Genomic DNA, 24012 nt, shown 5'->3' on the forward strand with positions numbered 1-24012 from the left:
CGCCGGGTCCTGACCCGGCGGCGGCCCTATACTCGACGGTCATGTCGACCGTCGATCCCGTCCTGCTGCTGTTGACCACCTGCCCGGACCGGGCCAGTGCCGAGCGCATCGCGCACGCGCTGGTTGGCGAGCGCCTGGCCGCGTGCGTGACCCGCCTCGATGGCGCGCAGTCGACCTACCGCTGGCAGGGCGAGGTGACCACCGACGCCGAGCTGCAGCTGCTGGTGAAGACCACCGCGAGTCGCGTCAATGACGCAATCGCCCGGATCGTCGAACTGCATCCGTATGAACTCCCGGAGTGCATCGCGGTCGAAACCCGGGCCGGCCTGCCGGCGTATCTGGACTGGATCCGGGCACAGACCCGGGAGGACACTGATTGAAGACTCTGTTTGCGCGTGGCGCCGCCCTGTGCGCCCTGATGTGGCTCTCGCTGCCCGCCTTCGCCCTGGATGAGAAGGATCTGCTGCCGGTGGACCAGGCGTTCGCGCTGACCGCCAGTGCCCCCGAACGGGGCCAGGTGCAGCTGCAGTTCAAGATCGCGCCCGGCTATTACCTGTATCGCCACCGCACCAGCGTCAAGGCCGACCCGGCCTTCAATGCCGGCGCGCTGCAGATGCCCAAGGGCGACAAGCACCACGACGATTTCTTCGGCGAGGTCGAAACCTATCGCGAGCGCCTGCAGGCCACCCTGCCCGGCACGCCGACCGAGGCCGCCAGCACCATCAGCCTGGAAGTGCGTTACCAGGGCTGCGCAGATGCCGGTGTCTGTTACCCGCCGCAGAAGCGCGTGGTGCAGGTCACCCTGCCCGGCAGCGGTGCACAGGCCGCGCCCCCTGCCGCGCGCGCCGGTGCGGCCAGTCCGTTCAACAACCCGCTGGCCGGTGCCGGCAACAGCGGCGGCCTGCGCCTGCCAGGTGCGGCCAGCAACAGCCAGGCGCTGCCGCTGCCGTCGGAGCAGGCGTTCGGCTTCGATGCCATCGCCAGCGACGGCAACACCCTGCTGCTGCGCTTCAGTCCGGCACCGGGCTACTACCTGTATCGCGACCGCACCTCGCTGAAGCTGGAAGGCAGCACCGGCGTGCAGGCCGGCACGCCGCGCTGGCCGGCCGCGCAATCGCATCGCGACGAGCACTTCGGCGATGTCTCGGTGTACTTCAACCAGGTGGAAGTGCCGCTGCCGTTGCGGCGCACGGTTGCCGACGCGGTTGACGGCACCCTCGTGGTGACCTTCCAGGGCTGCCAGACCGATGGCATCTGCTACCCGCCAATGACCCGCCGGGTGAAGCTGTCGATCCCGGCCGGCAAGGTCAGCGCCAGCGCCGACCAGGCACCGCCGCGCAACGAGGTAATCAGCCCGTTGGCTGCGGCGCCACGCGAAGGCGCCAACGGCGCCCCCCTGCGCCTGCTGCCGACGGTGCCCAATACGGATGCCGCCCCCCCGGCCGTCGCAGGCACCGTGGACGGCAATGAATTCGCCGCCGATGCGCGCGGTGACAACGCGCTGCGTACGCGCCCGCCGGCGACCACACCGAACCCGGACCGTTCGTTCGTCTGGGTGCTGCTGCTGGCGCTGGCCGGCGGCCTGGTGTTGAACCTGATGCCCTGCGTGCTGCCGATCCTGTCGCTGAAGGTCCTGAGCCTGGCGCAGAGTGGCGAAAGCCCGCAGCGCGCACGCAGCCACGCGCTCTGGTACACCTTGGGCGTGCTGGTCGCATTCGCGGTGATCGGTGCGTTGATGGTGGGCCTGCGCGCAATCGGCAACGCCGTCGGCATCGGCTTCCAGCTGCAGCACCCGGGCGTGGTGGCGGCGCTGGCCTACATCATGTTCGCGGTAGGCCTGAGCCTGTCCGGCGTGTTCACCCTGGGCGGCGGCATCGGCAACCTGGGCCAGTCGCTGGCCAGCCGCAGCGGCCCGGCCGGTGACTTCTTCACCGGTGCGCTGGCCTGCGTGGTCGGCAGTGCCTGCGTCGGCCCGTTCATGGGTGGCGCGATCGCCTACGCGTTCATTGCCCCGCCGCTGAAGGCGATGACCGTGTTCCTGTTCCTCGGCCTGGGCCTGGCGCTGCCGTTCCTGCTGATCGGCTTCGTGCCGGCGCTGGCGCGCCGCCTGCCCAAGCCCGGCCCGTGGATGGAAACGCTCAAGCACGTGCTGGCCTTCCCGATGTACGCCACCGCGCTGTGGCTGCTGTGGGTGCTGGGCAAGCAGCGCGGCGTGGACGGCATGGCGCTGGTGCTGGGTGGCCTGTTGCTGTTCGCCTTCGGCCTGTGGCTGTTCGAGCGCAACCGCTGGACCGGCTCGCGTGCAGTGACGCTGCTCGGCGTGCTGCTGGCGATCGGCGCATTGGTACCGACCTGGGGCGTGACCCAGCTGGCAGCGCCGGCACGCGCCGCACAGGCCGCCAGCGACAACGTGGTGGAGTATTCGCCGCAGTTGCTGGACCGCCTGCGCGCCGACAACCGCGTGGTGTTCGTCAACATGACCGCCGACTGGTGCGTGAGCTGCAAGGCCAACGAGCGTGCCGTGCTGTCGCGGCCGGAGTTCAAGGACCTGCTCAAGCGCACCAACGCGGTGTACATGCGCGGTGACTACACCAACGTCGATCCGCAGATCACCACGTTCCTGGAAGAGCACAAAGCCGTCGGCGTGCCGCTGTACGTGGTGTACGGCCCCGGCGCACCGCCGACCGTGCTGCCGACCCTGCTGACCCAGGCGGTGGTGGAGGAAGCGCTGCTGCGCACCGCACGATGAAGTGGCAACGGCCAGCGCTGCTGTGGACAGCGGTGCTGGCCGCCGGCCTCGGCCTGTGGGCCGGGCATCGATTGGCTCCTGCGCCGGTTGCGCCTGAGGCCATGCCAGCGGCGCCTGCTGTGGCGGCTGCGGCACCTGCCCTGCAGGTCGGCGACAGCCTGCCCGCGCTGTCGCTGCCCGATCTTGAAGGCCGGCCGCTGGACCTGCGCCAGCACGCTGGCGGTCGCCCGCTGTTGATCAATGTCTGGGCCAGCTGGTGCGCGCCCTGCGTGGAAGAAATGCCCGAACTGGCGCGTTTCGCACATATCCAGGGCGAGCACGGTGTGCAGGTGCTGGGACTGGCGCTGGATACGCCGGAGGACGTGCGCGGTTTCCTGCAGCGGGTACCGGTGGATTATCCGATCGTGATCGAGACCCCGGCGCCGCGCGATGCCAGCGTGCAGCTGGGCAATACACAGGGCCTGCTGCCCTACAGCGTGCTGTTCGATGCGCAGGGGCGGCTGGTGAAGGCAAAGCTGGGACCGTTCGCCCACGGCGAGATCGACAGCTGGGTGAAGTGAGGGTGTTTTTTGCAGGGCTTGCAGCCCTGCACCCTGCTCAATGCAACGGCAACAGCCAAAGCCAAAGCGGGCATTCCGTGGGATGGCGGGGCGGTGTCGGAGTGCGGGGACGCTGCAAGTACGTCCCTGTAAGCTTGGCAGCCGCATCCATGCGGCTGACACCCCGCACTCCGACACCGCCCCGCCTCTGACAGATCTTCGCGGCTGTTGGTAGGTGTCGACCTTGGTCGACACATCTGTCAGATATCGATATTCAGAACGGAATCAGACCCCGTGCCGACCAACGGTCGGCACCTACCAAAGCAGAACGCCGTTCCGACAGATCGCAGGAAACTGTCGAAGGCGGGGTGGGTCCGGTTGAGGGGGCGTGAGCCGCATGGATGCGGCGACCGAGCCTACATGGGTGAGGGCGCTTTGCTTGCGAAGCACTGCTTCGCAAGCGCCCGAACGCACAGCCGCCAGCGGCTGGGCCGGGCCCCGGAGGGGGACTTGCAGCGTCCCCCTCAACCGGACCCACCCCGCCAACCCACGGGAAGCCAGCTTTTGACGTTGACGTTGCTCCGGCTTGTAGCGGGTGCAGGGCTGCAAAGCCCTGCAACAAAACCCTCCTTGACCGTAGCCCGTCCGCCACGGAGAATTCCGCGACTAATTCTCATTTGCTGTTGCGCAGGATGCGGGCGGCAGCCTTCCAGGCCCTCCTCCTTCCATGTTCAAGAACGTCCTGTTCCAACTGCACTGGCTGCTGGGCATCACCGCCGGTGCCGTATTGGCCGTGATGGGCCTCAGCGGCGCCGTGCTGTCCTTCGAGGACGAACTGCTGCGGGCGGCCAATCCCGGCTTCGCCGAAATCGCCGAGCACCATGCCGACGGCCAGCTTCCGCTTGAACTCAGCGAGCTGGTGCCGCTGCTGCAGGCCGGCGGTGATCGCCCCCTGCAGCGCCTGCGCGTGGACGCCACCGGGCAGCGGCCCTCGGTGGCACGCTTCGCCGGTGGCAAGGAACACTGGGTCTACTTCGACCCGTACAGCGGCGAGCGCTTCAGTGCCTTGCGTGGGCAGGCGTTCTTCGATTTCGTCGAGGACCTGCATCGCCACCTCGCCGCCGGCGAGCGCGGCAAATGGATCACGGGCAGCTGCGCCATCGCGCTGCTGTTCTTCACCCTGTCCGGGCTGTATCTGCGCTGGCCGCGACGCTGGTGGCACTGGCGCAGCTGGCTGGCGGTGGAATGGAAACGCAGCGGCCGTGGCTTCCTGTGGAGCCTGCACTCGGTGGTCGGCACCTGGGTGCTGCTGATCTACCTGATGAGTGCGCTGACCGGCCTGTGGTGGTCCTTCGACTGGTATCGCAGTGCCGCCAATACGCTGCTGGGCGTCGCACCGGTCGCCAAGCACAAGGTCGCCACCGGCGCCGCCCTGAACCTGGAGCGCATCGAAGCCACGCTGTATGCCCTGCCCGGCGTGCACACCGGCTACATCGACCTGCGCCTGCCGGAAAAGCCTGGCCAGGCGCTCAACGTGCGGGTGATGGCTGGCGATCCGTCACAGCGCGGTGGCCACCATGACCGTGCACATGATCTGCTGCAGCTGGATCCGGCCAGCGGGGCAATCCTCGATTCGCGCCCCTACGCGCGCCAGGGCGCCGGCGCGCAGCTGGCCACCAGCGTGTTCGCATTGCACTCGGGCAGCTACTTCGGCATGCCCGGGCGTGTCGTGGTGATGCTCAGCAGTCTGGCCATGAGCCTGTTCTTCATCACCGGCTGGATGCTGTACCTGGACCGCCGCCGCAGCCAGCGTGCCGCGCGCGGGCTGCGCCGGTCGCTGCCGGTTGCCACCGATGATGGCCGCGCACCTTGGCTGGTCGTGCATGCCAGCCAGAGCGGGCTGGGCGAGCAGCTGGCCTGGCGTGCCGCCGCGCAGCTGCAGGCCGCTGGCCATGGCGTGCAGGTACTGCCATTGGCCCGGGTCGATGCCACGCAGCTCGCGCGCACTGCGCAGGCATTGTTCGTGCTGAGCACCTTCGGCGATGGCGAGCCGCCGGATGCGGCACGGGGCGCTGCGCGGCGGCTGCTGGCACAAGCGCCCGATCTGTCGGGCCTGCAGTTCGGCCTGCTCGCCCTGGGTGACCGCCAGTACCCGCATTACTGCGGCTTTGGCCGCCAATTCGATGGCTGGCTGCTGGGCAACGGCGCACGTGCGCTGTTCGAGCGCATCGATGTCGATGCCGCCGCGATACCGGCGCTGCGCCAGTGGCAGCAACATCTCGGCGCGCTGACCGGCATCGCCACCGATGACAGCGTGTTGCCGGCCGCGACGCAGATGCACGAGTGGCGCCTGCTCGGCCGTGACCGCCTCAATCCAGGCAGCATGGGCGGCGCCATCTGGCGCATCCGTCTTGCGCCACCGGCCGATGTGCAGTGGCAGGCGGGCGACATCCTGCACATCGCGCCCCGCCACAACGCGCGGTACGCCGCTGCGGTGCTGAAGGCACATGGGCTGGATCCCCAGCAGCCGTTGCTGATTGACGGCCAGCCGCGCACGCTGTTGGCGCTGGCCAGCGAGCGCGAGCTGCCCGATGCCGATGCTGCGCTGGCGGTGCAGGATGCCCGCCTGTGGCTGGCAGGGCTGCCACTGCTGCCGGGGCGCGAGTACTCCATCGCATCCTGTACGGATGACGGTGCGGTCGAGCTGGTGGTACGGCTGGTCCATGACGAAACCGGACGCACCGGCCTGGGTTCGGGCTGGCTGTCGCTGCATGCGCCGGTCGGTGCCAGCATCGTGGCCCGCGTGCACCGCAACCCCGGTTTCCATCGCGTTGGCGGTGCGCCGATGGTGCTGATCGGCAATGGCACCGGCATCGCGGGCCTGCGCAGCCTGCTGCGCGAAGCCGCGCATGCAGGTGAGCACGGGCACTGGCTGCTGTTCGGCGAACGCCAGCGCGCGCACGACTTCCTGTTCGCCGATGAGATCGAAGCGTGGCAGGCCGATGGCCATCTCGCGCGGGTGGACCTGGCGTTCTCGCGCGATGGTGAGGGCGGTTATGTGCAGGATCGCCTGCGTGCAGCAGCCGATGCCCTGCGCGACTGGATGCAGCGTGGTGCGGTCATCCACGTCTGCGGTTCGCTGCTGGGCATGGCCGAAGGCGTGGACCGGGTGCTGCGCGAAGCACTGGGTGATGAAGAAGTGGAAACGCTGCTGGAGACCGGGCGCTACCGTCGCGACGTGTATTGAGCCACAAGGGTAGTGCCGGCCAGCGGCCGGCACTACCGGAGCACGATCAGGCCGCAGCGCGCGCCTGTGGCATCGACTGCAACTGGAACGCGCCCACCGCTTCGGCCAGCGCGTGTACCTGCGCCTGCATCTGCGCGGTGGAGGCACCAGCCTCTTCCACCAGGCTGGCGTTGCGCTGGGTGCTGGCTTCCATCTGCACGATGGTCTGCTTCACCTGCGCGATGCCGGCATGCTGGTCCTGCGATGCACTGCGGATACCGGCCAGCAGCTCGGCCAGCTGCTGCACGCTGCCAACGATCTCGCCCATCGTGATGCCCGCCTGCTCGACCTGCTGGTTGCCCTGGCCAACACGCGCCACCGAATCCTCGATCAGTCCTTTGATCTGCTTGGCCGCTTCGGCACTGCGCTGGGCCAGCAGGCGCACTTCCGCAGCCACCACGGCGAAGCTGCGGCCCTGCTCACCTGCGCGCGCGGCTTCCACCGCGGCATTCAGCGCGAGGATGTTGGTCTGGAAAGCGATGCCATCGATCAGCTGGGTGATGTCGCCGATCCGCCGCGAGGCCTCGCTGATGCCATGCATGGTCGCGACCACCTGGCCGACGGCCTCGCCACCGCGCTGGGCCACCGCGGCCGCCCCCTGCACCAGGGCATCGGCGCGGCCCGCGGCATCGGCGTTGCGGCCAACGGTGTCGGTCAACTCGTGCATCGACGCTGCCGTCTCTTCAAGGTTGGCCGCCTGCTGTTCGGTACGCTGCGACAGATCATGGTGACCGGCAACGATCTCACCCACACCGGTGTCGAGGCTGGACGTCGCCTGCTGGATGCGGGTGACGATGCGGCCCAGTTGCGCGACCGTGGCGTTGGCATCGTCGCGCATGCGTGCGAACACGCCCTGCAGCTCACCTTCCATGCGCACGCTGAGGTCACCACGGGCCAGCGCCGCCAGAAGCGCCTGCAGATCGCCGAGGTTGGTCTCGAAGGTCGCCAGCAAACGGTTGATGCTGGTCGACAACGTGCGCACGAAGCCCTGTTTTCCCTCCAGCGCGATGCGGCCGTGCAGGTCGCCATGTGCGGCGGCGTCGACCAGTGCTGCCACTTCGGTTTCCAGCAGCGTTTCCAGCGCGCGGCTGCGCCACTCCACTGCCACGCCGAGGAAATGCCCTTCGTCGGTGATGGCATTGGCGATCAACTGATAGCGGACGCCGGCATGACCGATCTCGCGCTCCTCGCGCTGGCGCACGCCAGCCAGGCTGGCCAGTGCCGGATGCAGGCGTACCGCATCGCTCCCCACCAGATCTTCAAGCCGGAGTGCAAGCTGCTCCAGCAGCGCCGGATTGGCGTACGCCACCAGGCCTTCGGCATCAATCACCATCAAGCCGGCCTGTGCGCTGTCCAATGCCTGGCGCACGCGGGTGTTGCCGCGGGCCACCGCACGCTCGGTCTCGATGCGCGCGCGCAGGCGCTGCTGCATGTCGACCAGGCGCTGGGCCAGCTGGCCGATTTCATCGTTGGCGTTGTAGACGCGCAGGGTGGTGTCGAGGCGGTCGTCGGCGATGTCGCTGGCGAAACGCAGGGTGTCCTGGATCGGCTGGCGCACCGCACGTAGCACCAGCACCAGGCTGGTGATCAGCACGCCGGCCACCAGCAGCAGGGTCAGTGCGAACACCACGCTCATGGTGCGCGCGCCGGCCTGCTGGCGTGCCTGCGCCCTGGCCAGCGCCGCCACCTGTGCCTGCTGGAATGCGGCCAGCGCCGGCGCTACGCCCGTGGCGGTATCCAGCAGCGACTGCGCTTCCACATCCAGGCCGACGCGGGCAGCGGTATACCCCAGCAGTGCGGCCTGATACGCCTCCATCCCGGTGCGCAGGGTGTCCCGCACATCCGCAGGCAGGCCCGCCAGCGCGAGGTCGAACGGCAGCTTCTCCTCGCTGGCGCGGTCGGCGTGGGTGGAATCACCGTCGAGCAGCAGCAGTGCCTCCTGCCTTCGCATCGTCTGCAGGGACAGCGCCAGCGCGGGCCGCTGCTGCACATCCACCTGCGCCTGCAGGGTGTCGGCGGCCTGCTGCAGCTGCGCAGCGAGGCCGGCATCACCACGGCCCATCTCGTCGACCCGTTCGAACAGGGCGGCCACACCCTGCGAGAACGCATCGGCGGCTTCGGTCAGCGCCTGCAGGGCCTTGCGCCGGCCAGCATCCATCGGCATCGCGCGCAGCGCCTGCAGATCGGTCTGCAACGCCTTCTGCGTGGCCAACAGCTGCGCGCGGTCGGCATCATCGAAACTGCGTGCATACTGGGTCTGCAGGCGACGCGCTTCGGCCACCCGCGTGGACAGGCTGGCAGCCAGATCGCTGCCGCGCTGGTAGCTGGCCTGGCTGCGCGCAGCCAGTGCGTTGGCATGGCCAGTCCAGGCGTAGACAGCAGCGATCGCCACCAGGCCCAGGCCGCAGATCCACAGTGTGGCCTTGAGCTTGTTGGCCACGCTGAGCCGATGTGGCTGCAGCCAGCGCAGCAGCCCGGGGGACGCCGAGTGCAACGCAGCAAGGCGCGTGCGCAGGGACCGGAGGTGGGGGACAACGGCCGACATGACAGACTCCAGGCGGAAAGACGCACCTGTATCGGCCTGACTCAGGACAACTTTAGCGCTTTCTTCGTCTGCGTCCCCCCCATCGCTGGTGGACGCGGCCTTTGTACCGGGTGCAGGCGACGGAGGCATGACACGGCCGCCGCGCTTGACCTCAACCCCGGTTGGGGGAGCACAGTGGACATCCCTCCCCCGCCCGGTGTCTCCATGACGACGCTCGATGTCCCCCGCTACCTGCAGCGCCTGCAGCTGGATGCACCGCCACCGCGGACCCTGGCCGGCCTGACCCTGCTGCAGCAGCGCCACAACGCACTGCTGCCCTTCGAGACCCTCAGCTGCCTGCTGCGCGATGCGGTGCCGATCGACCTGGACAGCGTGCAGCGCAAGCTGCTCGACGAGCGCCGCGGTGGTTACTGCTTCGAACTCAATGGCGGGTTGCTGGCGCTGCTGCAGGCATTGGGCTTCGATGCGCAGCCATTGAGCGCGCGGGTACTGCTGGCCGCCCAGGACGGCGAACTGACCGCGCGTACCCACCTGCTGCTGCGCGTGAACGTAGACAGCGACGATTGGCTGGTGGATGCCGGTTTCGGCAGCCTGACCCCGACCGTGCCGCTGCGCCTGCATGATCCGCAGCCGCAGGCCACGCCGCACGAACGCTATCTGCTGCAGCGCCTGCACGACGAGGGTGATTTCGTGCTGTCGGCCGAGTCCAACGATGGTTGGCGGGCGATGTATCGGTTCGACCTGCAGGCGCCAGCACCGATCGACAACGTGGTGGGCAACTGGTACGTGTGCACCCATCCCGATTCCAGTTTCCCCGGGCAGCTGCGCGCGTCGCTGACCGGGCCGGACTGGCGCCGCACCATCGGCAGCGGCAGCTACACCGAGTATCGCCCCGGGCAGGCACCGGACAAGCGCCCGCTGCATGATGTGGGTGATGTGCGCGCCGTGCTGCAACAGCGCTTCGGCATGCAGCTACCGGACGACCCGCGACTGGACCCGGCCATCAATGACTGGCTGCAGCGCTCGCGCGCCGCGACCTTGTAGGGCCGAGCCCATGCTCGGCTGAGCTGGAGCGGCTGGGCCAACAGCAGCCGAGCGTGGTCTCGGCTCTACAGAGCTGCGCGCGCCTGCAGCGCAATGCGGTTGCCTTCGCTGTCGCGGATCTCGGCCACGCGCCAGTCGCCCGCATCGGCGGGTCCGAAGCACAGCTCGGCGCCCGCTTGCAGTGCTCGCTCCAGGCTCGCATCCAGGTCATCGACGCCGATGTAGACGCGCGCCCCCTGTTCGGAAGGCCGGTAGTCCGCGCCGAGCACCAGCGCAATGCTGGCACCGGCGTCCTCATCGGAGAACGGCAGGTAGGCCATCCGGCAGTCGTGCAGCACCACAGGTTCGTCCACCGCGACCTGCAGCCACCGCTGGTAGAACGTGATGGCACGGTCCAGGTCACTGGCCGGGATTTCCACATGCAGGATCGGGTTCACTGGCACTCCTTGCTCGGTCCACTCAGATGATGCGCAGGGTAATCGCCTTCAGCACCGCACGGGTGCGATCGCGGGTGCCCAGCTTGTCGAGTATGGCGGACACGTAGTTCTTCACCGTGCCCTCGGCCAGGAACAGGCTGCGCGCGATCTCCTTGTTGCTGTAGCCACCGGCCAGCAAGCGCAGGATCGCCACCTCGCGTTCCCCGAAGGTATCGGTGGGCGGTGCTTCATCGTGGAAGCGGTAGCGGGCGCGTACCGGCTCGGTGCTGACCGGCAGCAGCAGGGTTTCACCTGCGGCGACGCGCTCGATCGCCTCGCGCAGGTCTGCGGGTGCGGCGTCCTTGAGCAGGAAGCCCTGTGCGCCGGCCTCGCTGGCACGCAGCAGCAGGTCACTTTCATCAAAGGTCGTCAGCAGCAGCCACGGCGTGGCATCGCCGCGCGCGCGCAGCTGGCGCACTGCTTCGATGCCGTCCATCCCGGGCATGCGGATGTCACTGAGCACAACATCCACGCGCTGGGTGGACAGCGCGTCCAGCAACGCCTGGCCCTCCTCGGCCTCCAGCGCCACGTCCACGCCCAACCCCTGCAACAACGCACGCAGCCCGGCGCGGACCAGCGCCTGGTCGTCAGCCAGGGCAACACGGATCGCGCTGCCGTTCATGCCGGCACCCAGGCGGTCAGGTGCATGCCGCCCTGTGCGGTGCGGGCCAGTTCCAACTGGCCACGCACTGCGGCCAGGCGCTCACGCATGCCGGCGATGCCGTTGCCCTCGCGGATACGTTCGGCGCGCTGGCCGTCGTCACGGATGTCGATACGCAACCGGGAATCCTCCTCGTTGATCGTCAGCCATACGGTGTCTGCGTTGCCATGCCGGGCGGCATTGGTCAGCGCTTCCTGTACCAGGCGCAGCACGGTCTCGGCCATCAGCGGGTCAACCACGCGCACGCACTCGCCGATCTGCAGCTGCAGCTTCGGGCGCGGGAACGGCGCGGCCAGCGCGTGCAATGCGGTGGCCAGATCGAGGCCGCGATCATCGCGCATCGATTGCACCACCTGGCGGATGTCGGCCAGCAACTCGCCGGACAGCTGCTCGGCCAGCACCAATCCTTCGCGCCCGGCCAGCACAGGGTCGGCCGCAAGGGCACGCAGGTTCAAGCGCATCGCGGTGAGCTTGTGCCCGGCCACATCGTGCAGTTCGCGGGCCAGGCGCAGGCGCTCGGCGTCGCGTGCACTGTCGGCCAGCAGCGCGCGTGTCGCCAGCAGGTCGGCATTGACGCGGGCCAGGTCATCGCGGGCCAGCGCCGTGCTGCGGGCATAGTGTGCGGTCAGTGCGGCAAAGGCCTGGAAGCCGCCATAGAGCAGCACCACCAGCAGCGGCTGGCTGAAGCCGCTGTGGCGCAGCACGAGATACATGGCGAGGTTGGCCAGCAGTGCAACAGCCAGCACGAAGCGCGGTGGCCAATGCTCGGCCAGCTGCGCCACCAGCACCACCAGCAGTACCGGTGCGGTGCCGGTACGCGGCTGCAGCGCAACCAGCACGACCGCCAGCAACGCCTGCAACACCGCCGCGACAGCGCGCACGCGGGATGGCACCGACGCCCAGCCGTGCACCACGAACAGCAGCAGGAACACGGCAAGCAGCAGCAGGCTCAGCCCGGCACCGTTGCGCTGCACCGCGAATGACAGGCCCACCACCAGCACGGTGGCCAGGCCGGCGAGGCTGAGGGGACGCAACAGATGGCGGAACAGGCTGGGCATGGCCAGATGCTGACCGCCGCACACGCCGGCGGCAATGGGTCCGGCGCAGAAAGTGACTTCTGGCACGTCGAATCGATGACCACTGGCCCTGAACCCGGTGCAGCGCCGCACGCAGACTGGCGCCACACCGCCACACACACTTCCGGAGCCACTGCCATGATCCGCACCGCCCTGCTCAGCACCGCCCTGACTGCCCTGGCCCTCGCCGGCAGTGCCCACGCCGCCGACCTGGCCGTGACCGTGCACGACGTCCGTGTGCAGACCGGCACCCTGCGCGTTGCGCTGGTCGACAGCGCCGCTGCCTGGGACGGCAAGGCCAGGCCCGTGCAGGCCCAGCAGGCGGCGCCCAGCGGCGACAGCGCCCACTTCACGTTCAAGGGCGTTCCGGCCGGCAACTATGCCGTGCTGCTCACCCACGACGAGAACGACAACGGCAAGCTCGACACCAACCTGGTCGGGATGCCGGTGGAGGGCTACGGCTTCAGCAACAACCCGCAGGTGATGCGCAAGCCGACCTTCGACGAGGCGCGCGTCGACGTACCGGCCGCCGGCACCGCCATCGACATCACCCTGCGCTGATTCCTGCATCCAGACCCGAGGCCACCATGGACCGTCGCCGCTTCCTTCGTACCCTGCTCAGCAGCAGTGCCTGTCTGGCCCTGGGCACCACCGCGCTGCGCAGCGCTCCCGCCTTCGCCGGCGACCCGGCGCGGTTCGCGCAGGGCATGCAGGAACACCCTTGGCTGCTCGGCTGGCGCAGCGTCGGCAGCGAAAGCCTCGGTCCGGCCACCGTGCAGTTGCAGGGAAAGCTGCCGTCAGGCCTGGCTGGCACGCTGTACCGCAACGGTCCGGCGTGGACCGAGCGCGATGGCTTCCGCTACGACCACTGGTTCGACGGCGACGGCATGGTGCATGGCTGGCGCTTCAATGGTGATGGCAGCCTGACCCATCACGGGCGCATGGTTGCCACGCCGAAATTCACCCGTGAACAGAAGGCCGGCCGCTTCCAGTATCCGGCCGCCGGCACCAGCATTCCCGGTGCGCTGGCGGTACGCAACAACGATGATGCCAACGTGGCCAACACCTCGGTGACGATGATCAATGGCCGCCTGTTCGCCCTGTGCGAATCCGGTTCGGCGTTCGAAGTGGACCCGGATTCGCTGCAGACGCTTGGCCCTGTCACCTGGCGTCCGGACCTGGCGGCGCTGCCGTTCTCGGCGCACCCGCTGACCGACCACGACGGGAGCCTCTGGAACTTCGGCTCGATCAGCCTGATGGGGGGCCATGGCCTGCTGGTCTGGCACATCGGTGCGGACGGCCAGCTGCGCAGCGCAAATGTGATCGAAACACCCGAGCATGGCTACCTGCATGCCTTCGCGATGACCGACCAGCACCTGGTGTTCGTGATGATGCCGTTCGATTTCACCGGCGCAGGTGGCAGCTTCTTCGAGCGCATGCAGTTCGCACCGCAGCGTCCGGTGCGCATCGCGGTGGTCGCCAAGGATGCGCCGGACAAGGCGCAATGGTTCGAGGCCCCGTTCGCGGCGATCTACCACTTCGGCGACGCGTTCACCCGCGATGGCGGCATCGTGCTGCGCGCAGTGCGCCACGACGACATCAACGAGGCGCGCTCGCCGATGAAGGAAGCGATGGCCGGTGATGGCGCACACGCGGCCAACAGTGGCGCCAGCCTGGTCGAGCTGCATCTGGACCTGCGTCGTGGACAGGCCCGCTGGCAGACGTTGGGCATCAGCGCGGTGGAGTTCCCGTTGTTCGACCCGCGCTCGGCGAACACACGTGGCGCACGGCTGTATGCGCCGACCATCGACGGCACGGCCACTGCGCCGTACTTCAACGCGGTGGCCGCGTTCGAGATCGAGCACGGGCGCCGCCAGCTCTGGAACTACGGGGCGGACATCATGGCCGAAGAGCATGTGTTCGTACCGCGCCCGGGCAGCCGCAACGCCGATGACGGCTGGCTGATCGGCACCCTGCTCGATCCGGTGAACCAGCGCAGCGGTCTGGCCGTGCTGGATGCGCGCCATGTGGATGACGGTCCGCTGGCCCAGGCGTGGCTGCCGTATGCGGTGCCACTGGGCTTCCACGGCACCTTCGCCGCGCGCGGCTGAGTCCACGCCACGCGGACACCGTTGTTGGCATGCTGGGTCTCCCCTGCCCCGTGGAGTCCTGCATGTCCCTGGCCGACCACCGACGTACGCTGGCACCGCACGGTTTCCTGCGCGTGGCGATCAACCTGGGCAACCCGGTGCTGGCACAGGGCGATGCGCGCTCACCGCGCGGCCCCTCGCTGGAACTGGCTACCGCGTTGGCGCAACGGATGGGGGTGCAGGCACGCTTCACCTGCCACGATGCCGCAGCCTCGGTGGTCGCCGCAGCGGGCGAAGACGGCTGGGATCTGGCCTTCCTGGCGATCGATCCGGCGCGTGCCGACCGCATCGCCTTCAGCGCTCCGTATGTGGAGATCGAAGGCACTTACCTGGTGCGCGAAGACAGCCAGGCGCAGCAAGTGGCCGACCTCGACCGCAACGGACTGCGCATCGCGGTGGGGCGTGGCGCGGCCTATGACCTGTTCCTGAGCCGGGAACTGCGCCATGCCACGATCGAGCGGGCGGACACCTCGGCAGCGGCCATCGCCCTGTTCGACCAGCACGGCCTGGATGCCGCCGCCGGTGTACGCCAGCCGCTGGCGGCCTGGGCGAAGGCACATCCCGGCCATCGGGTGCTGGCCGATCGCTTCACCGCGATCCAGCAGGCAGTGGCGGCACCGGCCTCACGCCCCGCCGATGCGCTGCGGGCGCTGTTTGAGGAAGTGGAAGCGATCAAGGCGGGCCCGTTGCTGGAGGAAGCGTTCGCGCGTGCCGGGCAGGCGGTTACCCTGGTGCAGTGACTGTAGAGTCGAGATCGAGCACCGCGCGGCGTTACAGATGCGCGTCCGCCATGTGCTGCACATGCTCGGCGGCCTGCGCATGCAGCCAGTCGCGGAACGCGAGGAAGCCGCGATGGCTGGCCGAGCGCTGCGGGTACACCAGCCAATGCGGCCACGCCGTCTTCAGGCGCTGGCTGGACAGCACGACCAGCTGGCCGGATTCCAGCAGCAGGCGTGCCCGGGTCACCCGGCCAAGGGCCACGCCTACGCCATCCAGTGCGGCGCGATGGTGCGCCTCCGAATCATCCAGCACCGCCACGAAGCGCGATGGCGGGCTCTGCCCGCTCAACGCGAACCAGGCGCCCCACGCGCCGTCGGGATCACCGAGCAGCGGCCACTGGGTCAGCGGTACACGGTCGATGCCCCCCATGCGCTCGATCAGCGCGGGGCTCGCCATCGGCACCAGCCACTCGTCGAACAGCGGTTCCACCACCAGGCCCGGCCATTGCCCGCTGCCCAGCCGCAGCGCGGCGTCGAACTGGCGCTGCCGCTCGAAATCAATCAGGCGCTCACTCGACTGCAGGTTGATCTCGATCTGCGGATGCTCAGCCACGAAGTGACCCAGGCGCGGCACCAGCCAGGCCGATGCCATCGATGGCACCGCACTGATCGTCAGCACGTGCTCGGCACGCGCGGCATAGGGCTGGAAGGCTTCGTTTATCGCATCCAGATGCGGCCCCACCTGCTCGAGCAGGCGCTGCCCCTCAAGGGTAAGGGTGATACCACGCGGCTGGCGGATCAGCAGCGGCTGCCCGAGCCGTTCTTCCAGCTGCCTCATCTGGTGGCTGAGCGCGCTGACGGTCAGGTTCATCGACGCCGCCGCGCGCGACAGGTTGCCAAGCCGGGCGGCAGCCACGAAGCCCTGGAGGGCATGGAGCGGAGGGCGGGACATAAGGCTTGAAATTCTCTCAAGTCATGCTTGCGGAAATGTCGCTTTTTGCCCGTCCATGCTGCCCGTATCGTGCAATCCACTCAAGTGGAGGCACGCTCATGAACATCTTCGGCGGCTTGTTGTTCCTGCAGGGCCACGTGGCCAGCGCCGAGCTGGCACGCCAGCTGGCCAGCCCGTCCACACCTGCCCCGCAGTGCGCGCGGCAACCGGCCGCGCCGGTTCAGCCGCCGCGAGCCCGTTGAACGCTCCTCAACCTGCATACCAGCGTTGGACGTGTTCAGGCAGCCACGGGATCGGATCGATGTCCAATGCCTGACAACCGTCGAGGGTGTCACGCAGCGCTCTTTCGCCGGGGCCACCGGGGATCCGCAGGCCTTCCTCTTCGGGAAGCTGCGCCGCAGCCCAGTCGTGCAGCCGGTCCATGCGCAGGCGAAGCGCGGCTCGCAGCCACCCCTTCAGTGGATAGCAGCGATAGCCCTGTTCGCCCAGGCCGGCAACCGCAAGCGACAAAGCGTGGTTGGCACCACGTACCCATTCGGTGCGGCCTCCAGCCTTGTCCTGGACCGTCATCGGCGCCGGCGCGCGGTGCGCCTTGAACGGCGAACGCAGCTGCAGCTCCAGATCCCGCGCATCGCGCTCGCTTTCCGCTTCCACCAGCGCACCGGCGTCGAGATCGAAGAACTCGAACCAACGCCGGTGCAATGCGCTGATGCGCCCAAGCGGATCACGTGAGAAACCAATCTTCGCGTAGTCTTCCCACGCACAGGGGAAGACGTAGGCGAAGACACGACCGTCGATGCGGATATCCGACTGCATGTGCGCAGGCTGCCTCGACAACAGCCCGCGTGCAACCGGGCGTTACCGTGGACGCTGCAGCGCTTCCTGCACTGCGGCAGCCACGTCGGTATTGTCGATGTAGCTGCCGTCGTTCCAGCGCACGTGCTGACGGTAGCCGGCATCGACGCCCCGCACGCGCTTGCCCAGCAGCTCCGCGCCGGCGCCCCTCGCCCACAGCGGCACCAGCGCGTTGGAGTGGTTGCCGGTGGGGCGGAAGCTGATTCCGGGCATGCGGCCGCGACCGTTGTTGCGTACCGGCGCGAAAGCCACGTTCTGTGCATCCGGGCCCATCGGCATGCTGTTGTCGTGGTCGGTGGTGACGATCAACAGGTTGCGCTCCCAGCCACCGTTGCGCTCGATCCAGTCGACCACCGCCGCCACCGCGTCATTGAACTCCACGGTTTCTTCGATCAGCCGGCCATGCTGCGGCTGATCGCTGCACTGGCCGTAATGCCATTCGGTGCCGCACGCACTGGTATGTGCGGCCCAGTCGGTGGCGCCGCCTTCCACCATCAGGAACAGCCCCTTGGACGAGCGCTGCTGCAGGAACTGCAGTGCGCCACGCGTCATGGTCGCCAGATCAGGCACGTTGTCGATCTTCCTCACTCCCGAGGGCGTGGCTGCATCCTTGCCCAGCACCTGCAGCTGGCGCGCCTGCTGCAGTGTGTTGGCCACGCGCGGTACACCGATCAGCGGCCTGTCGGCCGGCAACCGTCCCTGCGCCAGTGCGGCGAACGCTTCCTTGCTGCGGATCAGGCGCCACGGTCCCGCCGGATTGCCGCCGATGGTGCTGCCCGCTTCCAGCTGCTGCCAATCCTGCTGCGACACCCACTCCCATGGATTCGCACAGCCCTCCGCCTTCGCGGCGTCCGTACCTTCATGGCAGGCGCGGCCGTCGACGCTGTAGCCCGGGCCGCCCGTGCCCATCACCAGGTCCATGTGGCCCTGCGCCAGCATCTGATGTGCGATGGCGTGATAGTTGCTGCGCGATTCGTTCTGCGCCGCGAACGCGGCCGGCGTGGCATGCGCGAACGGCACCGAGGTGACCACGCCAGTGGCCATGCCCAGGCGCTTGGCGCGCAGCGTATTGAACTCGACCGGCTGGCCATCGTTGTTGAAGTTGATGGCGTTGTTGTAGGTCTTGATCCCCGAGGACAGCGCAGTGCCCGCCGCCGCACTGTCGGTAGCCACCGCGGCCAGGTACTGGTAGCCCGCAAAAGGCAGGTCCAGCGCAGGAACCGGCGCGTCATCCCAGGCCTTGCCCGGGTCGTAGCCAAGCGTCTGCGCGTTGTCACCGGTCGGCTGGCTGCTCGCGTTCAACGGAAAGGTGGTCACCGCCAGGCGCAGTGGGAAATCCGCATAGGGTGCGCCTTCACGGCTGCCGTACTGCCAGTAGGCGGCGGCGTCCCAGGTACCCCAGCCGGCACCGTCGTTGATCATCACGATCACATTGAGCGGACCGGCTTCGGCGCTGGAAACAGCCTCGGCGCGCAGGTTGGGCTGGCAACCGCCAAGTGCGGCCAGCGCGAGCAGCAACGAAGAATGAAGCCAGCGGCGTGGAATGCGTGCAGTCATCGGATGTCCCGTCGGGCCATCGGCGGCCCACAATGGCGATACGTTATATCGTTTCAATATTTCAGCTTCGTGCAGCCGCCGCACACTATCCTCCAGGGTCCCCGCTACCATCGTCGCTTCCATGCCGTCTCCTGCTCCTGCGCGTGCACCGCTGTCGTCCATCACCCTCGATGCGGCAACTTTCGCGGTGATTCACCAGCACAACGCGGATATCGCCAGGCAGCCGGCCTCGCTGACCAAGCTGATGACCGCCTACGCGGCTTACGAATGTGTCGAGGAGCGCGGGCGCTCGTGGGGCGACGAAGTCACCATCGCCGCCGGCGACGTGCATGCGGTTGCCGACGATGAAACGCGCATGGGCCTGGTGCCCGGCGAAACGGTCACGCTCGCGCGCCTGCTGGAAGGGTTGATGATCGTCTCCGGCAATGACGCGGCGCTGGCCATCGCGCGCCACCTGGACGGATCGCAGCCTGCGTTCCTGGAGCGCATGAACCGGCACGCACGCCAGCTCGGCCTGCGCAGCAGCTGGTTCGCCAGCGTCTCCGGCATCACCACGCCGCACCATGCATCCAGCGCGCGCGACATGGCAGTGCTGGCCGCCTGCCTGCTGAATGACCATCCGCAGATACTGGCAATCACCGCGCAGCGCGCGTTCGTGCATGGCAGCTTCAGCCGCAACAACCAGAATGCGCTGCTTGGCGATGATGGCGTGGATGGATTGAAGACCGGCTACACCCAGGCAGCAGGCTTCTGCCTGGCCGCCACCGTATGCCGGGCAGTGCCCGGGCGGGATCAGCCGGTACGCCTGATCACCGTGGTATTGGGTTCTGAAAGCCGCGACGCGCGCGATGCCCTAGTGCGCGATCAGCTGGCGGCAGGATTCGCCACGCTGGCCAGCAGCACTGCCGGGGCCTGACGCCCGAAGCGGCTCAGCGCCGCTCGACCGTCGCCACGATCAGCCGCTGCAGCTCGGCCTCGGCGTTGGTCTTGTCCAGCGCGCCTGCCGCCACGGCTTCGGACAGGGCTTCAGCCGCACCGAGAATCGCCCAGCGCCCAGCAAGTGGCACCGTGCCATCGGCGGCAAACGGACCCAGCCATATGTTGCAATTGTCGATGAAGTCCTGCTGGTAACGCCGCCGCACCTCGTGCAGTTCCGGCGCTCCCACCAGCGCGGCGAGGATGCCCTGCACTTCACTGCCCTGGCTGAGGATGCAGTCGATGTAGCCGGAGCCGATGGCCGCCGCACGGTCGGCCAGCTGCGCGCGGGCGCGGCCGATACGCTCGTGGAAGACCACCGTCTGCCGCCCGTCATAGTCATCGTAGAGCGCGGCCAGCAGGCCGTTGCGGGTCACGAAGTGATCGTAGGCCACCGGCTTGGTCACACCGGCCGCCTCGGCCAGCCGTCCCAGCGTCAACGCGTCGGTGCCTTCTTCACCCACCAGCGCCCAGGCCACGTCCAGCAACTGGCGGGCGCGTTGCTCGCGGGTCAATCGGCGGCGCGTGGGAGCGGCGTTGGCGGGCATCGGCGGAACACGGCGATCAGCGCATCGGAGTGCCTATTTTACGGCCGATCGCCAGCGCGGTCTGCAGATGCGCTCCAGCCGCACCGGTATCGGCATCCAGCAGCAGGTCGGACGTCAGCACGCGTGCGCCACAGTAGTCGAAGATGCCCATGTCGATCTGCGTCTTCATCGCCGCATCGTAGCCGCGTCGTTCGACCATCGCTGCATCGGCACCGCCCAGCCCCACCAGATGCACGTTCAGGCGCTGCAGCTTCTTCACCAGCTTGCCCTGCGCATCCTGTGCGTAGGCCCATTCGTTGGTGAAGACACGGTCGATCCAGCCCTTCAGCAGTGCCGGGAACGACCACCAGTACAACGGGAACACCAGCACCAGCGTATCGGTGGCCTCCAGCCGTGCGTGCTCGGCGGCGATGTCGGCCGGTACCGCGCCGGTGCTGCGGAACAAGGCTTGGTCCTGAGCGTTGAAGCGCGGATCGAAGCCTTCGGCCATCAGATCGGCGTAGGCCACGGTGTTGCGGGCGTCGGCAGCATTGATGGCATCGCCGATGCGATGCGCCATCGCATGGGTCAGCGAACCGGGTTCAGGGTGGGCGATGACAATGAGGCTGTGCATGGGGGGTCTCCAGAAATCAATACCTACCAATAGTAAGTAGTGATTTTCGGGATACCAGCGCCATCGATGGGACGCTGTTTTCGCATCCACCGTATAGTGCGGCGGTGCCCTGTGAGACACCCGAACATGGATCGACGCCTGCCCCTGACGATGCTGATGCTGCTGTCGCTGTTGCTGTTGCTGCCATCCGCCTTCGCAGGTGAACTCAGTCCCAGTGATGCGAAGGCTCTGCGCGAAGATGTGCGCGCCATGATGGCTGCATACGCCCGCGGCGATGCGGACTTCCTCATCGAACGTACCCATCCCAGCCTCAAGCGACTGGCCGGCGGCGATGACGCCTTCCAGGCGATCACCCGTGATGCGTTGAAGAAGCAGCACAACGCCGGTGTAGTGATCATCAGCGAAGATGTAGGTGTGCCGACCCGGACCTATGCTGCCGGAGAGGAAGAAGTCTGCTTCGTGCCACGCCAATCCCTGATACGGGTGCGTGAAACCCCAATGCGCAGCACCACGTTCATGGTGGCCGTGCGCCGCGTTGGTGGTTCCGGCTGGACGTATCTGGATGGCACCGGGCTGCAGGGCAATCCAAACCTGCTTCGCCAACTGCTGCCAGCGCTGGAACCCGACGTGACCTTACCCAAGCGGGAGATCGAGGCGCTGTAGTCGCCGGCCCCTCCCGCCTTGCACGGCGTGGATCTAGCGGAACAGCGCGTTCAAGGCAGCCCCGGAGGCCGCCTGCTGCAGGCCATCGAAGCGTCCGTCCTGCACGATCGGCTGTGCCGCCTGCATCAACCCGCCCCACGCAGCACGGGCCAGCGCGCCGCCCAGGCTGACCCGGCGCACGCCGAGCGCGGCGATGTCCTGCAGGCTCAGCGACGTCGGTCCACCGACCAGCAGGTTCACCGGCTTCGACCCGGCAGCGGCGACCACCGCGCTGATCTGCTCGCGCGTGCTGATGCCAGGTGCATACAGCACGTCGGCACCGGCCTCTGAGTAGGCACGCAGGCGCTGCAGGGTGTCCTGCAGATCCGGCACGCCAACGAAGAAGTTCTCGGCGCGGCCGACCAGCAGCACGTCGCCACCCGCGCGGTCGATGGCTGCACGGGCAGCGCGCAGGCGCTCGACCGCCTGGTCGATCGGACGCAGCGGTGCATCGGCCACGCCGCTGGCATCCTCGATCGACAATGCCGCAATGCCGGTGTCGATCGCCGCGGCCACCGCCTCCTGCACCGCCTGCGGCGTGGCGCCGAAGCCATCACCGAAGTCGGCATTCAACGGCAATGGGGTCGCTGCCGCCATCACGCGCAGATGCGCCAGCGTGGACTGCAGCGAAACCGCTCCGTCCGGCCGTCCTTCGCTCCAGGCGCAGCCGGCACTGGTGGTGGCCAGTGCCTGGAAGCCCTGCCGCTGCAGGTAGCGGGCACTGCCCACATCCCACGGGTTGGGCAGCACGAAGCAACCCTGCGCGTGCAGCTGGCGGAAGAACGCGCGCTTTTGCTGTGTGTCGGCATCGGGCGAGATCATGGAAGGGCTCCGGGGCGGCAGACCTGCACCCTAGCCCGCCCAGCGGCCATGCTCAACGACAACGGGGCGCACCTGCATGAGGTGATGCCCCCTGCTTATTGGACGCTGTGGATGCGGGTGCCCGAGCGTGCTTGCCTGCCCACACGATGCCGCCACGGAGCCCTTCATGCACCCGGACCCGCAGACCCTCACCGACGCCGGCGATGATGACGCCCACTGGGCCGACCTGCTGTCGCCGGCACGGCGCCGCCTGATCGCTTCGGCGGGTCTGGCCGCTGGCGGCCTGGCCAGTGCCTCGACCGCCGCCGCAGCACCGCGCGGCAACGACGCGGTGAATACCACCGAGCCTGGCCGCCCCGGCTTCCGTGCCATCGTGCCGCCAGCACCGGAAGGGCGCAGCCCCTGGGGCCAGGCCACGGCCAGCGAACCGACCCCGCGCCCGGCCAGCGTGCGTCCCGGCGAGGCCACCCTGCCCGTGACCCCACGCGCCTACACCGACATCAAGAGCTATCACGCGCACATCTACTTCGACGAGGACAGCTTCGAGAAGGCTGCGCTGCTGCGGCGCTGGGCGGCCGAGCGCTTCCCGGTGGAGCTGGGCAACTGGAACCTGGAACCACGCGGGCCGCACGTCACCCCGTCGTTCTACTTCGGCTTCACCAACGACCTGCTGCCGGTGCTGGTGCCCTGGCTGCAGCTCAACAGCCTGGGCCTGACCATCCTGATCCACCCCAATACCGGTGATGGCCGCGCCGACCACCTGTATTACGCGTTGTGGGTAAACCGCGCGCAGCCGGTGAATGCCTACAACTGGCCGGCACCGAAGCCTGGGGAACGGGAGCCGCTGGAAGAGGTGTTCCCGAACGTGGTGCCGACGGTGCCGCTGGAGACGTGAGCGGGGCGTGGCGGGGGACAGTAGGTGTGCGGCACACCTTGGGCTGCCCCTCGGTGGGTGCGTGGCGTGCTGCGTACCGAACGTCCTCCATCCACGCATGGCGTGGATCTACTGACCGGTAGCCTCGTCAGCGCGTGGCGTGGATCTACCGCAGCACCGCCCATGACAGCATCAGCCCTGCCCATGCCTGCCGCCATCGTCGGCCTACGTGCATGCATCCCCGGTCTGCGAGCCATTCAGCGCGCCTTGATCCAGCGCCCGCCATACGGCCACAAGCGCTCCGGCAGATTTCAAACGTTCGATTGAAACGCTGCAAACTTCGCCGAACTGGACAGCATCCGCCGGTTCCGCCAGACTGCCGCCCTTTCCCGTCTTCCGGATCCCATGGCGAAGCTGCTGGTCCTGCACGGCCCCAACCTCAACCTGCTCGGCACACGCGAGCCGGAGGTCTACGGCCACACCACGCTGGCCGACATCGACCAGGCCCTGGCCAGCCAGGCATCGGCCGCCGGGCACGCGGTGGAGAGCCTGCAGTCCAATGCCGAGCACGTGCTGGTGGACCGCGTGCAGGCCGCGCGCGACGACGGAACCGCTTTCATCCTGATCAACCCCGCCGCCTTCACCCACACCTCGGTTGCCCTGCGCGATGCGCTGGCCGCGGTGGCGGTGCCGTTCATCGAGATCCACCTGTCCAACCCGCATACCCGCGAACCGTTCCGCCAGCACAGCTACTTCAGTGACAAGGCGGTGGGCGTGGTGTGCGGCTTCGGTGCCGACAGCTACCGCTACGCGATGGACGCGGCGCTGCTGCGGGTATCCGCCACCTGATTGTCGACCCGGGCGCCCAC

General features: G+C 68.2%; 23 protein-coding genes. 13 read left to right on the plus strand and 10 right to left on the minus strand.

Annotation, left to right across the window (positions count from 1 at the left end; genetic code table 11):
* Nucleotides 1-41 precede the first annotated feature (41 nt).
* The 4 genes from cutA (at nucleotide 42) to AC5P5X_RS08900 (ending at nucleotide 6535) form a co-directional block, all read left to right on the plus strand.
* Nucleotides 42-380 carry a divalent-cation tolerance protein CutA gene (cutA, locus tag AC5P5X_RS08885; protein ID WP_049396392.1) on the plus strand — a complete coding sequence of 113 codons (339 nt, stop codon included), beginning with the start codon at nucleotides 42-44 and terminating at the stop codon, nucleotides 378-380.
* Nucleotides 377-2749: a protein-disulfide reductase DsbD family protein gene (locus AC5P5X_RS08890; RefSeq protein ID WP_111188946.1), complete on the plus strand. Its 2373-nt coding sequence runs from the start codon at nucleotides 377-379 to the stop codon at nucleotides 2747-2749. Before cutA ends, AC5P5X_RS08890 begins: the two co-directional genes overlap by 4 nt.
* Nucleotides 2746-3309 carry a TlpA family protein disulfide reductase gene (locus AC5P5X_RS08895; protein ID WP_099561452.1) on the plus strand — a complete coding sequence of 188 codons (564 nt, stop codon included), beginning with the start codon at nucleotides 2746-2748 and terminating at the stop codon, nucleotides 3307-3309. Before AC5P5X_RS08890 ends, AC5P5X_RS08895 begins: the two co-directional genes overlap by 4 nt.
* A 706-nt stretch (nucleotides 3310-4015) precedes the next feature.
* Nucleotides 4016-6535 carry a PepSY domain-containing protein gene (locus tag AC5P5X_RS08900; protein ID WP_111189003.1) on the plus strand — a complete coding sequence of 840 codons (2520 nt, stop codon included), beginning with the start codon at nucleotides 4016-4018 and terminating at the stop codon, nucleotides 6533-6535.
* Nucleotides 6536-6581: 46 nt separating this feature from the next.
* On the opposite strand, the gene AC5P5X_RS08905 is transcribed toward AC5P5X_RS08900, so the two are convergent.
* Nucleotides 6582-9119: a methyl-accepting chemotaxis protein gene (locus AC5P5X_RS08905; protein WP_099473996.1), complete on the minus strand. Its 2538-nt coding sequence runs from the start codon at nucleotides 9117-9119 to the stop codon at nucleotides 6582-6584.
* A gap of 204 nt (nucleotides 9120-9323) precedes the next feature.
* Here AC5P5X_RS08905 and AC5P5X_RS08910 point away from each other — a divergent pair, with 204 nt between their 5' ends.
* The gene (locus tag AC5P5X_RS08910; RefSeq protein WP_044570951.1) at nucleotides 9324-10163 is read left to right on the plus strand and encodes an arylamine N-acetyltransferase family protein; all 840 of its coding nucleotides are present in this window, start codon (nucleotides 9324-9326) and stop codon (nucleotides 10161-10163) included.
* A gap of 65 nt (nucleotides 10164-10228) precedes the next feature.
* On the opposite strand, the gene AC5P5X_RS08915 is transcribed toward AC5P5X_RS08910, so the two are convergent.
* The 3 genes from AC5P5X_RS08915 to AC5P5X_RS08925 are packed head-to-tail and all read right to left on the minus strand — an operon-like array spanning nucleotide 10229 to nucleotide 12358.
* Nucleotides 10229-10600, minus strand: coding sequence for a VOC family protein (locus tag AC5P5X_RS08915; RefSeq protein WP_099473998.1), 372 nt, complete (start codon nucleotides 10598-10600; stop codon nucleotides 10229-10231).
* Between the two features lie 22 nt (nucleotides 10601-10622).
* Nucleotides 10623-11261: a response regulator transcription factor gene (locus AC5P5X_RS08920; RefSeq protein ID WP_005411236.1), complete on the minus strand. Its 639-nt coding sequence runs from the start codon at nucleotides 11259-11261 to the stop codon at nucleotides 10623-10625.
* Nucleotides 11258-12358 (minus strand): sensor histidine kinase, encoded by a 1101-nt coding sequence (locus AC5P5X_RS08925; protein ID WP_043034553.1) that lies wholly within the window; start codon nucleotides 12356-12358, stop codon nucleotides 11258-11260. The genes AC5P5X_RS08920 and AC5P5X_RS08925 overlap by 4 nt, the downstream gene beginning before the upstream one ends.
* A 156-nt stretch (nucleotides 12359-12514) precedes the next feature.
* On the opposite strand from AC5P5X_RS08925, the gene AC5P5X_RS08930 reads away from it, so the two are divergent.
* The 3 genes from AC5P5X_RS08930 to AC5P5X_RS08940 all read left to right on the plus strand — a co-directional run bounded on the left by AC5P5X_RS08930 (nucleotide 12515) and on the right by AC5P5X_RS08940 (nucleotide 15266).
* The gene (locus AC5P5X_RS08930; RefSeq protein ID WP_043034552.1) at nucleotides 12515-12937 is read left to right on the plus strand and encodes a DUF2141 domain-containing protein; all 423 of its coding nucleotides are present in this window, start codon (nucleotides 12515-12517) and stop codon (nucleotides 12935-12937) included.
* Nucleotides 12938-12963: 26 nt separating this feature from the next.
* Nucleotides 12964-14487 carry a carotenoid oxygenase family protein gene (locus AC5P5X_RS08935; RefSeq protein WP_043034551.1) on the plus strand — a complete coding sequence of 508 codons (1524 nt, stop codon included), beginning with the start codon at nucleotides 12964-12966 and terminating at the stop codon, nucleotides 14485-14487.
* Nucleotides 14488-14549: 62 nt separating this feature from the next.
* Entirely contained in the window at nucleotides 14550-15266 is a 717-nt protein-coding gene (locus tag AC5P5X_RS08940; protein WP_100438939.1) for an ABC transporter substrate-binding protein, read from the plus strand.
* A 31-nt stretch (nucleotides 15267-15297) separates the two neighbouring features.
* On the opposite strand, the gene AC5P5X_RS08945 is transcribed toward AC5P5X_RS08940, so the two are convergent.
* Nucleotides 15298-16197 (minus strand): LysR substrate-binding domain-containing protein, encoded by a 900-nt coding sequence (locus tag AC5P5X_RS08945; RefSeq protein WP_100438940.1) that lies wholly within the window; start codon nucleotides 16195-16197, stop codon nucleotides 15298-15300.
* Nucleotides 16198-16295: 98 nt separating this feature from the next.
* Here AC5P5X_RS08945 and AC5P5X_RS08950 point away from each other — a divergent pair, with 98 nt between their 5' ends.
* The gene (locus AC5P5X_RS08950; protein ID WP_164281572.1) at nucleotides 16296-16439 is read left to right on the plus strand and encodes a hypothetical protein; all 144 of its coding nucleotides are present in this window, start codon (nucleotides 16296-16298) and stop codon (nucleotides 16437-16439) included.
* A 7-nt stretch (nucleotides 16440-16446) separates the two neighbouring features.
* Here the strand turns inward: AC5P5X_RS08950 and AC5P5X_RS08955 are convergent, their stop codons facing one another.
* Both AC5P5X_RS08955 and AC5P5X_RS08960 read right to left on the minus strand, forming a co-directional pair.
* Nucleotides 16447-17013: a GIY-YIG nuclease family protein gene (locus AC5P5X_RS08955; protein ID WP_088431089.1), complete on the minus strand. Its 567-nt coding sequence runs from the start codon at nucleotides 17011-17013 to the stop codon at nucleotides 16447-16449.
* A 42-nt stretch (nucleotides 17014-17055) separates the two neighbouring features.
* Nucleotides 17056-18609, minus strand: coding sequence for an alkaline phosphatase (locus tag AC5P5X_RS08960; RefSeq protein ID WP_495215963.1), 1554 nt, complete (start codon nucleotides 18607-18609; stop codon nucleotides 17056-17058).
* Nucleotides 18610-18730: 121 nt separating this feature from the next.
* On the opposite strand from AC5P5X_RS08960, the gene AC5P5X_RS08965 reads away from it, so the two are divergent.
* Nucleotides 18731-19525: a D-alanyl-D-alanine carboxypeptidase family protein gene (locus tag AC5P5X_RS08965; RefSeq protein WP_100438941.1), complete on the plus strand. Its 795-nt coding sequence runs from the start codon at nucleotides 18731-18733 to the stop codon at nucleotides 19523-19525.
* Nucleotides 19526-19538: 13 nt separating this feature from the next.
* Here AC5P5X_RS08965 and AC5P5X_RS08970 read toward each other — a convergent pair whose 3' ends face one another.
* Both AC5P5X_RS08970 and AC5P5X_RS08975 read right to left on the minus strand, forming a co-directional pair.
* Nucleotides 19539-20132 (minus strand): TetR/AcrR family transcriptional regulator, encoded by a 594-nt coding sequence (locus tag AC5P5X_RS08970; RefSeq protein ID WP_100438942.1) that lies wholly within the window; start codon nucleotides 20130-20132, stop codon nucleotides 19539-19541.
* Nucleotides 20133-20148: 16 nt separating this feature from the next.
* The gene (locus AC5P5X_RS08975; protein WP_049418037.1) at nucleotides 20149-20745 is read right to left on the minus strand and encodes an NAD(P)H-dependent oxidoreductase; all 597 of its coding nucleotides are present in this window, start codon (nucleotides 20743-20745) and stop codon (nucleotides 20149-20151) included.
* A gap of 126 nt (nucleotides 20746-20871) precedes the next feature.
* Between AC5P5X_RS08975 and AC5P5X_RS08980 the strand changes: the two genes are divergently transcribed.
* Nucleotides 20872-21408, plus strand: coding sequence for a hypothetical protein (locus tag AC5P5X_RS08980; RefSeq protein WP_005414649.1), 537 nt, complete (start codon nucleotides 20872-20874; stop codon nucleotides 21406-21408).
* Nucleotides 21409-21441: 33 nt separating this feature from the next.
* On the opposite strand, the gene AC5P5X_RS08985 is transcribed toward AC5P5X_RS08980, so the two are convergent.
* Nucleotides 21442-22269 (minus strand): isocitrate lyase/PEP mutase family protein, encoded by an 828-nt coding sequence (locus AC5P5X_RS08985; protein WP_100438943.1) that lies wholly within the window; start codon nucleotides 22267-22269, stop codon nucleotides 21442-21444.
* 166 nt (nucleotides 22270-22435) lie between these two features.
* Between AC5P5X_RS08985 and AC5P5X_RS08990 the strand changes: the two genes are divergently transcribed.
* Nucleotides 22436-23164: a DOPA 4,5-dioxygenase family protein gene (locus tag AC5P5X_RS08990; RefSeq protein WP_033834056.1), complete on the plus strand. Its 729-nt coding sequence runs from the start codon at nucleotides 22436-22438 to the stop codon at nucleotides 23162-23164.
* A gap of 384 nt (nucleotides 23165-23548) precedes the next feature.
* Nucleotides 23549-23992, plus strand: a complete 444-nt coding sequence (aroQ, locus tag AC5P5X_RS08995) for a type II 3-dehydroquinate dehydratase (protein WP_005411251.1) — start codon at nucleotides 23549-23551, stop codon at nucleotides 23990-23992.
* The last annotated feature ends 20 nt before the right edge of the window (nucleotides 23993-24012 follow it).

The organism is Stenotrophomonas sp. YJH_SMC_91 (assembly GCF_059368495.1).

What these genes read in the sequence shown, in the direction of transcription:
- AC5P5X_RS08910 (WP_044570951.1), top strand. Translation starts at nt 9,324, where the DNA reads ATGACGACGCTCGATGTCCCCCGCTACCTGCAGCGCCTGCAGCTGGAT.
- AC5P5X_RS08955 (WP_088431089.1), bottom strand. Translation starts at nt 17,013, where the DNA reads ATGCAGTCGGATATCCGCATCGACGGTCGTGTCTTCGCCTACGTCTTC.
- AC5P5X_RS08920 (WP_005411236.1), bottom strand. Translation starts at nt 11,261, where the DNA reads ATGAACGGCAGCGCGATCCGTGTTGCCCTGGCTGACGACCAGGCGCTG.
- AC5P5X_RS08930 (WP_043034552.1), top strand. Translation starts at nt 12,515, where the DNA reads ATGATCCGCACCGCCCTGCTCAGCACCGCCCTGACTGCCCTGGCCCTC.
- AC5P5X_RS08905 (WP_099473996.1), bottom strand. Translation starts at nt 9,119, where the DNA reads ATGTCGGCCGTTGTCCCCCACCTCCGGTCCCTGCGCACGCGCCTTGCT.
- AC5P5X_RS08970 (WP_100438942.1), bottom strand. Translation starts at nt 20,132, where the DNA reads ATGCCCGCCAACGCCGCTCCCACGCGCCGCCGATTGACCCGCGAGCAA.
- aroQ (WP_005411251.1), top strand. Translation starts at nt 23,549, where the DNA reads ATGGCGAAGCTGCTGGTCCTGCACGGCCCCAACCTCAACCTGCTCGGC.
- AC5P5X_RS08965 (WP_100438941.1), top strand. Translation starts at nt 18,731, where the DNA reads ATGCCGTCTCCTGCTCCTGCGCGTGCACCGCTGTCGTCCATCACCCTC.
- AC5P5X_RS08960 (WP_495215963.1), bottom strand. Translation starts at nt 18,609, where the DNA reads ATGACTGCACGCATTCCACGCCGCTGGCTTCATTCTTCGTTGCTGCTC.
- AC5P5X_RS08950 (WP_164281572.1), top strand. Translation starts at nt 16,296, where the DNA reads ATGAACATCTTCGGCGGCTTGTTGTTCCTGCAGGGCCACGTGGCCAGC.
- AC5P5X_RS08975 (WP_049418037.1), bottom strand. Translation starts at nt 20,745, where the DNA reads ATGCACAGCCTCATTGTCATCGCCCACCCTGAACCCGGTTCGCTGACC.
- cutA (WP_049396392.1), top strand. Translation starts at nt 42, where the DNA reads ATGTCGACCGTCGATCCCGTCCTGCTGCTGTTGACCACCTGCCCGGAC.
- AC5P5X_RS08940 (WP_100438939.1), top strand. Translation starts at nt 14,550, where the DNA reads ATGTCCCTGGCCGACCACCGACGTACGCTGGCACCGCACGGTTTCCTG.
- AC5P5X_RS08980 (WP_005414649.1), top strand. Translation starts at nt 20,872, where the DNA reads ATGGATCGACGCCTGCCCCTGACGATGCTGATGCTGCTGTCGCTGTTG.
- AC5P5X_RS08895 (WP_099561452.1), top strand. Translation starts at nt 2,746, where the DNA reads ATGAAGTGGCAACGGCCAGCGCTGCTGTGGACAGCGGTGCTGGCCGCC.
- AC5P5X_RS08900 (WP_111189003.1), top strand. Translation starts at nt 4,016, where the DNA reads ATGTTCAAGAACGTCCTGTTCCAACTGCACTGGCTGCTGGGCATCACC.
- AC5P5X_RS08945 (WP_100438940.1), bottom strand. Translation starts at nt 16,197, where the DNA reads ATGTCCCGCCCTCCGCTCCATGCCCTCCAGGGCTTCGTGGCTGCCGCC.
- AC5P5X_RS08935 (WP_043034551.1), top strand. Translation starts at nt 12,964, where the DNA reads ATGGACCGTCGCCGCTTCCTTCGTACCCTGCTCAGCAGCAGTGCCTGT.
- AC5P5X_RS08985 (WP_100438943.1), bottom strand. Translation starts at nt 22,269, where the DNA reads ATGATCTCGCCCGATGCCGACACACAGCAAAAGCGCGCGTTCTTCCGC.
- AC5P5X_RS08925 (WP_043034553.1), bottom strand. Translation starts at nt 12,358, where the DNA reads ATGCCCAGCCTGTTCCGCCATCTGTTGCGTCCCCTCAGCCTCGCCGGC.
- AC5P5X_RS08990 (WP_033834056.1), top strand. Translation starts at nt 22,436, where the DNA reads ATGCACCCGGACCCGCAGACCCTCACCGACGCCGGCGATGATGACGCC.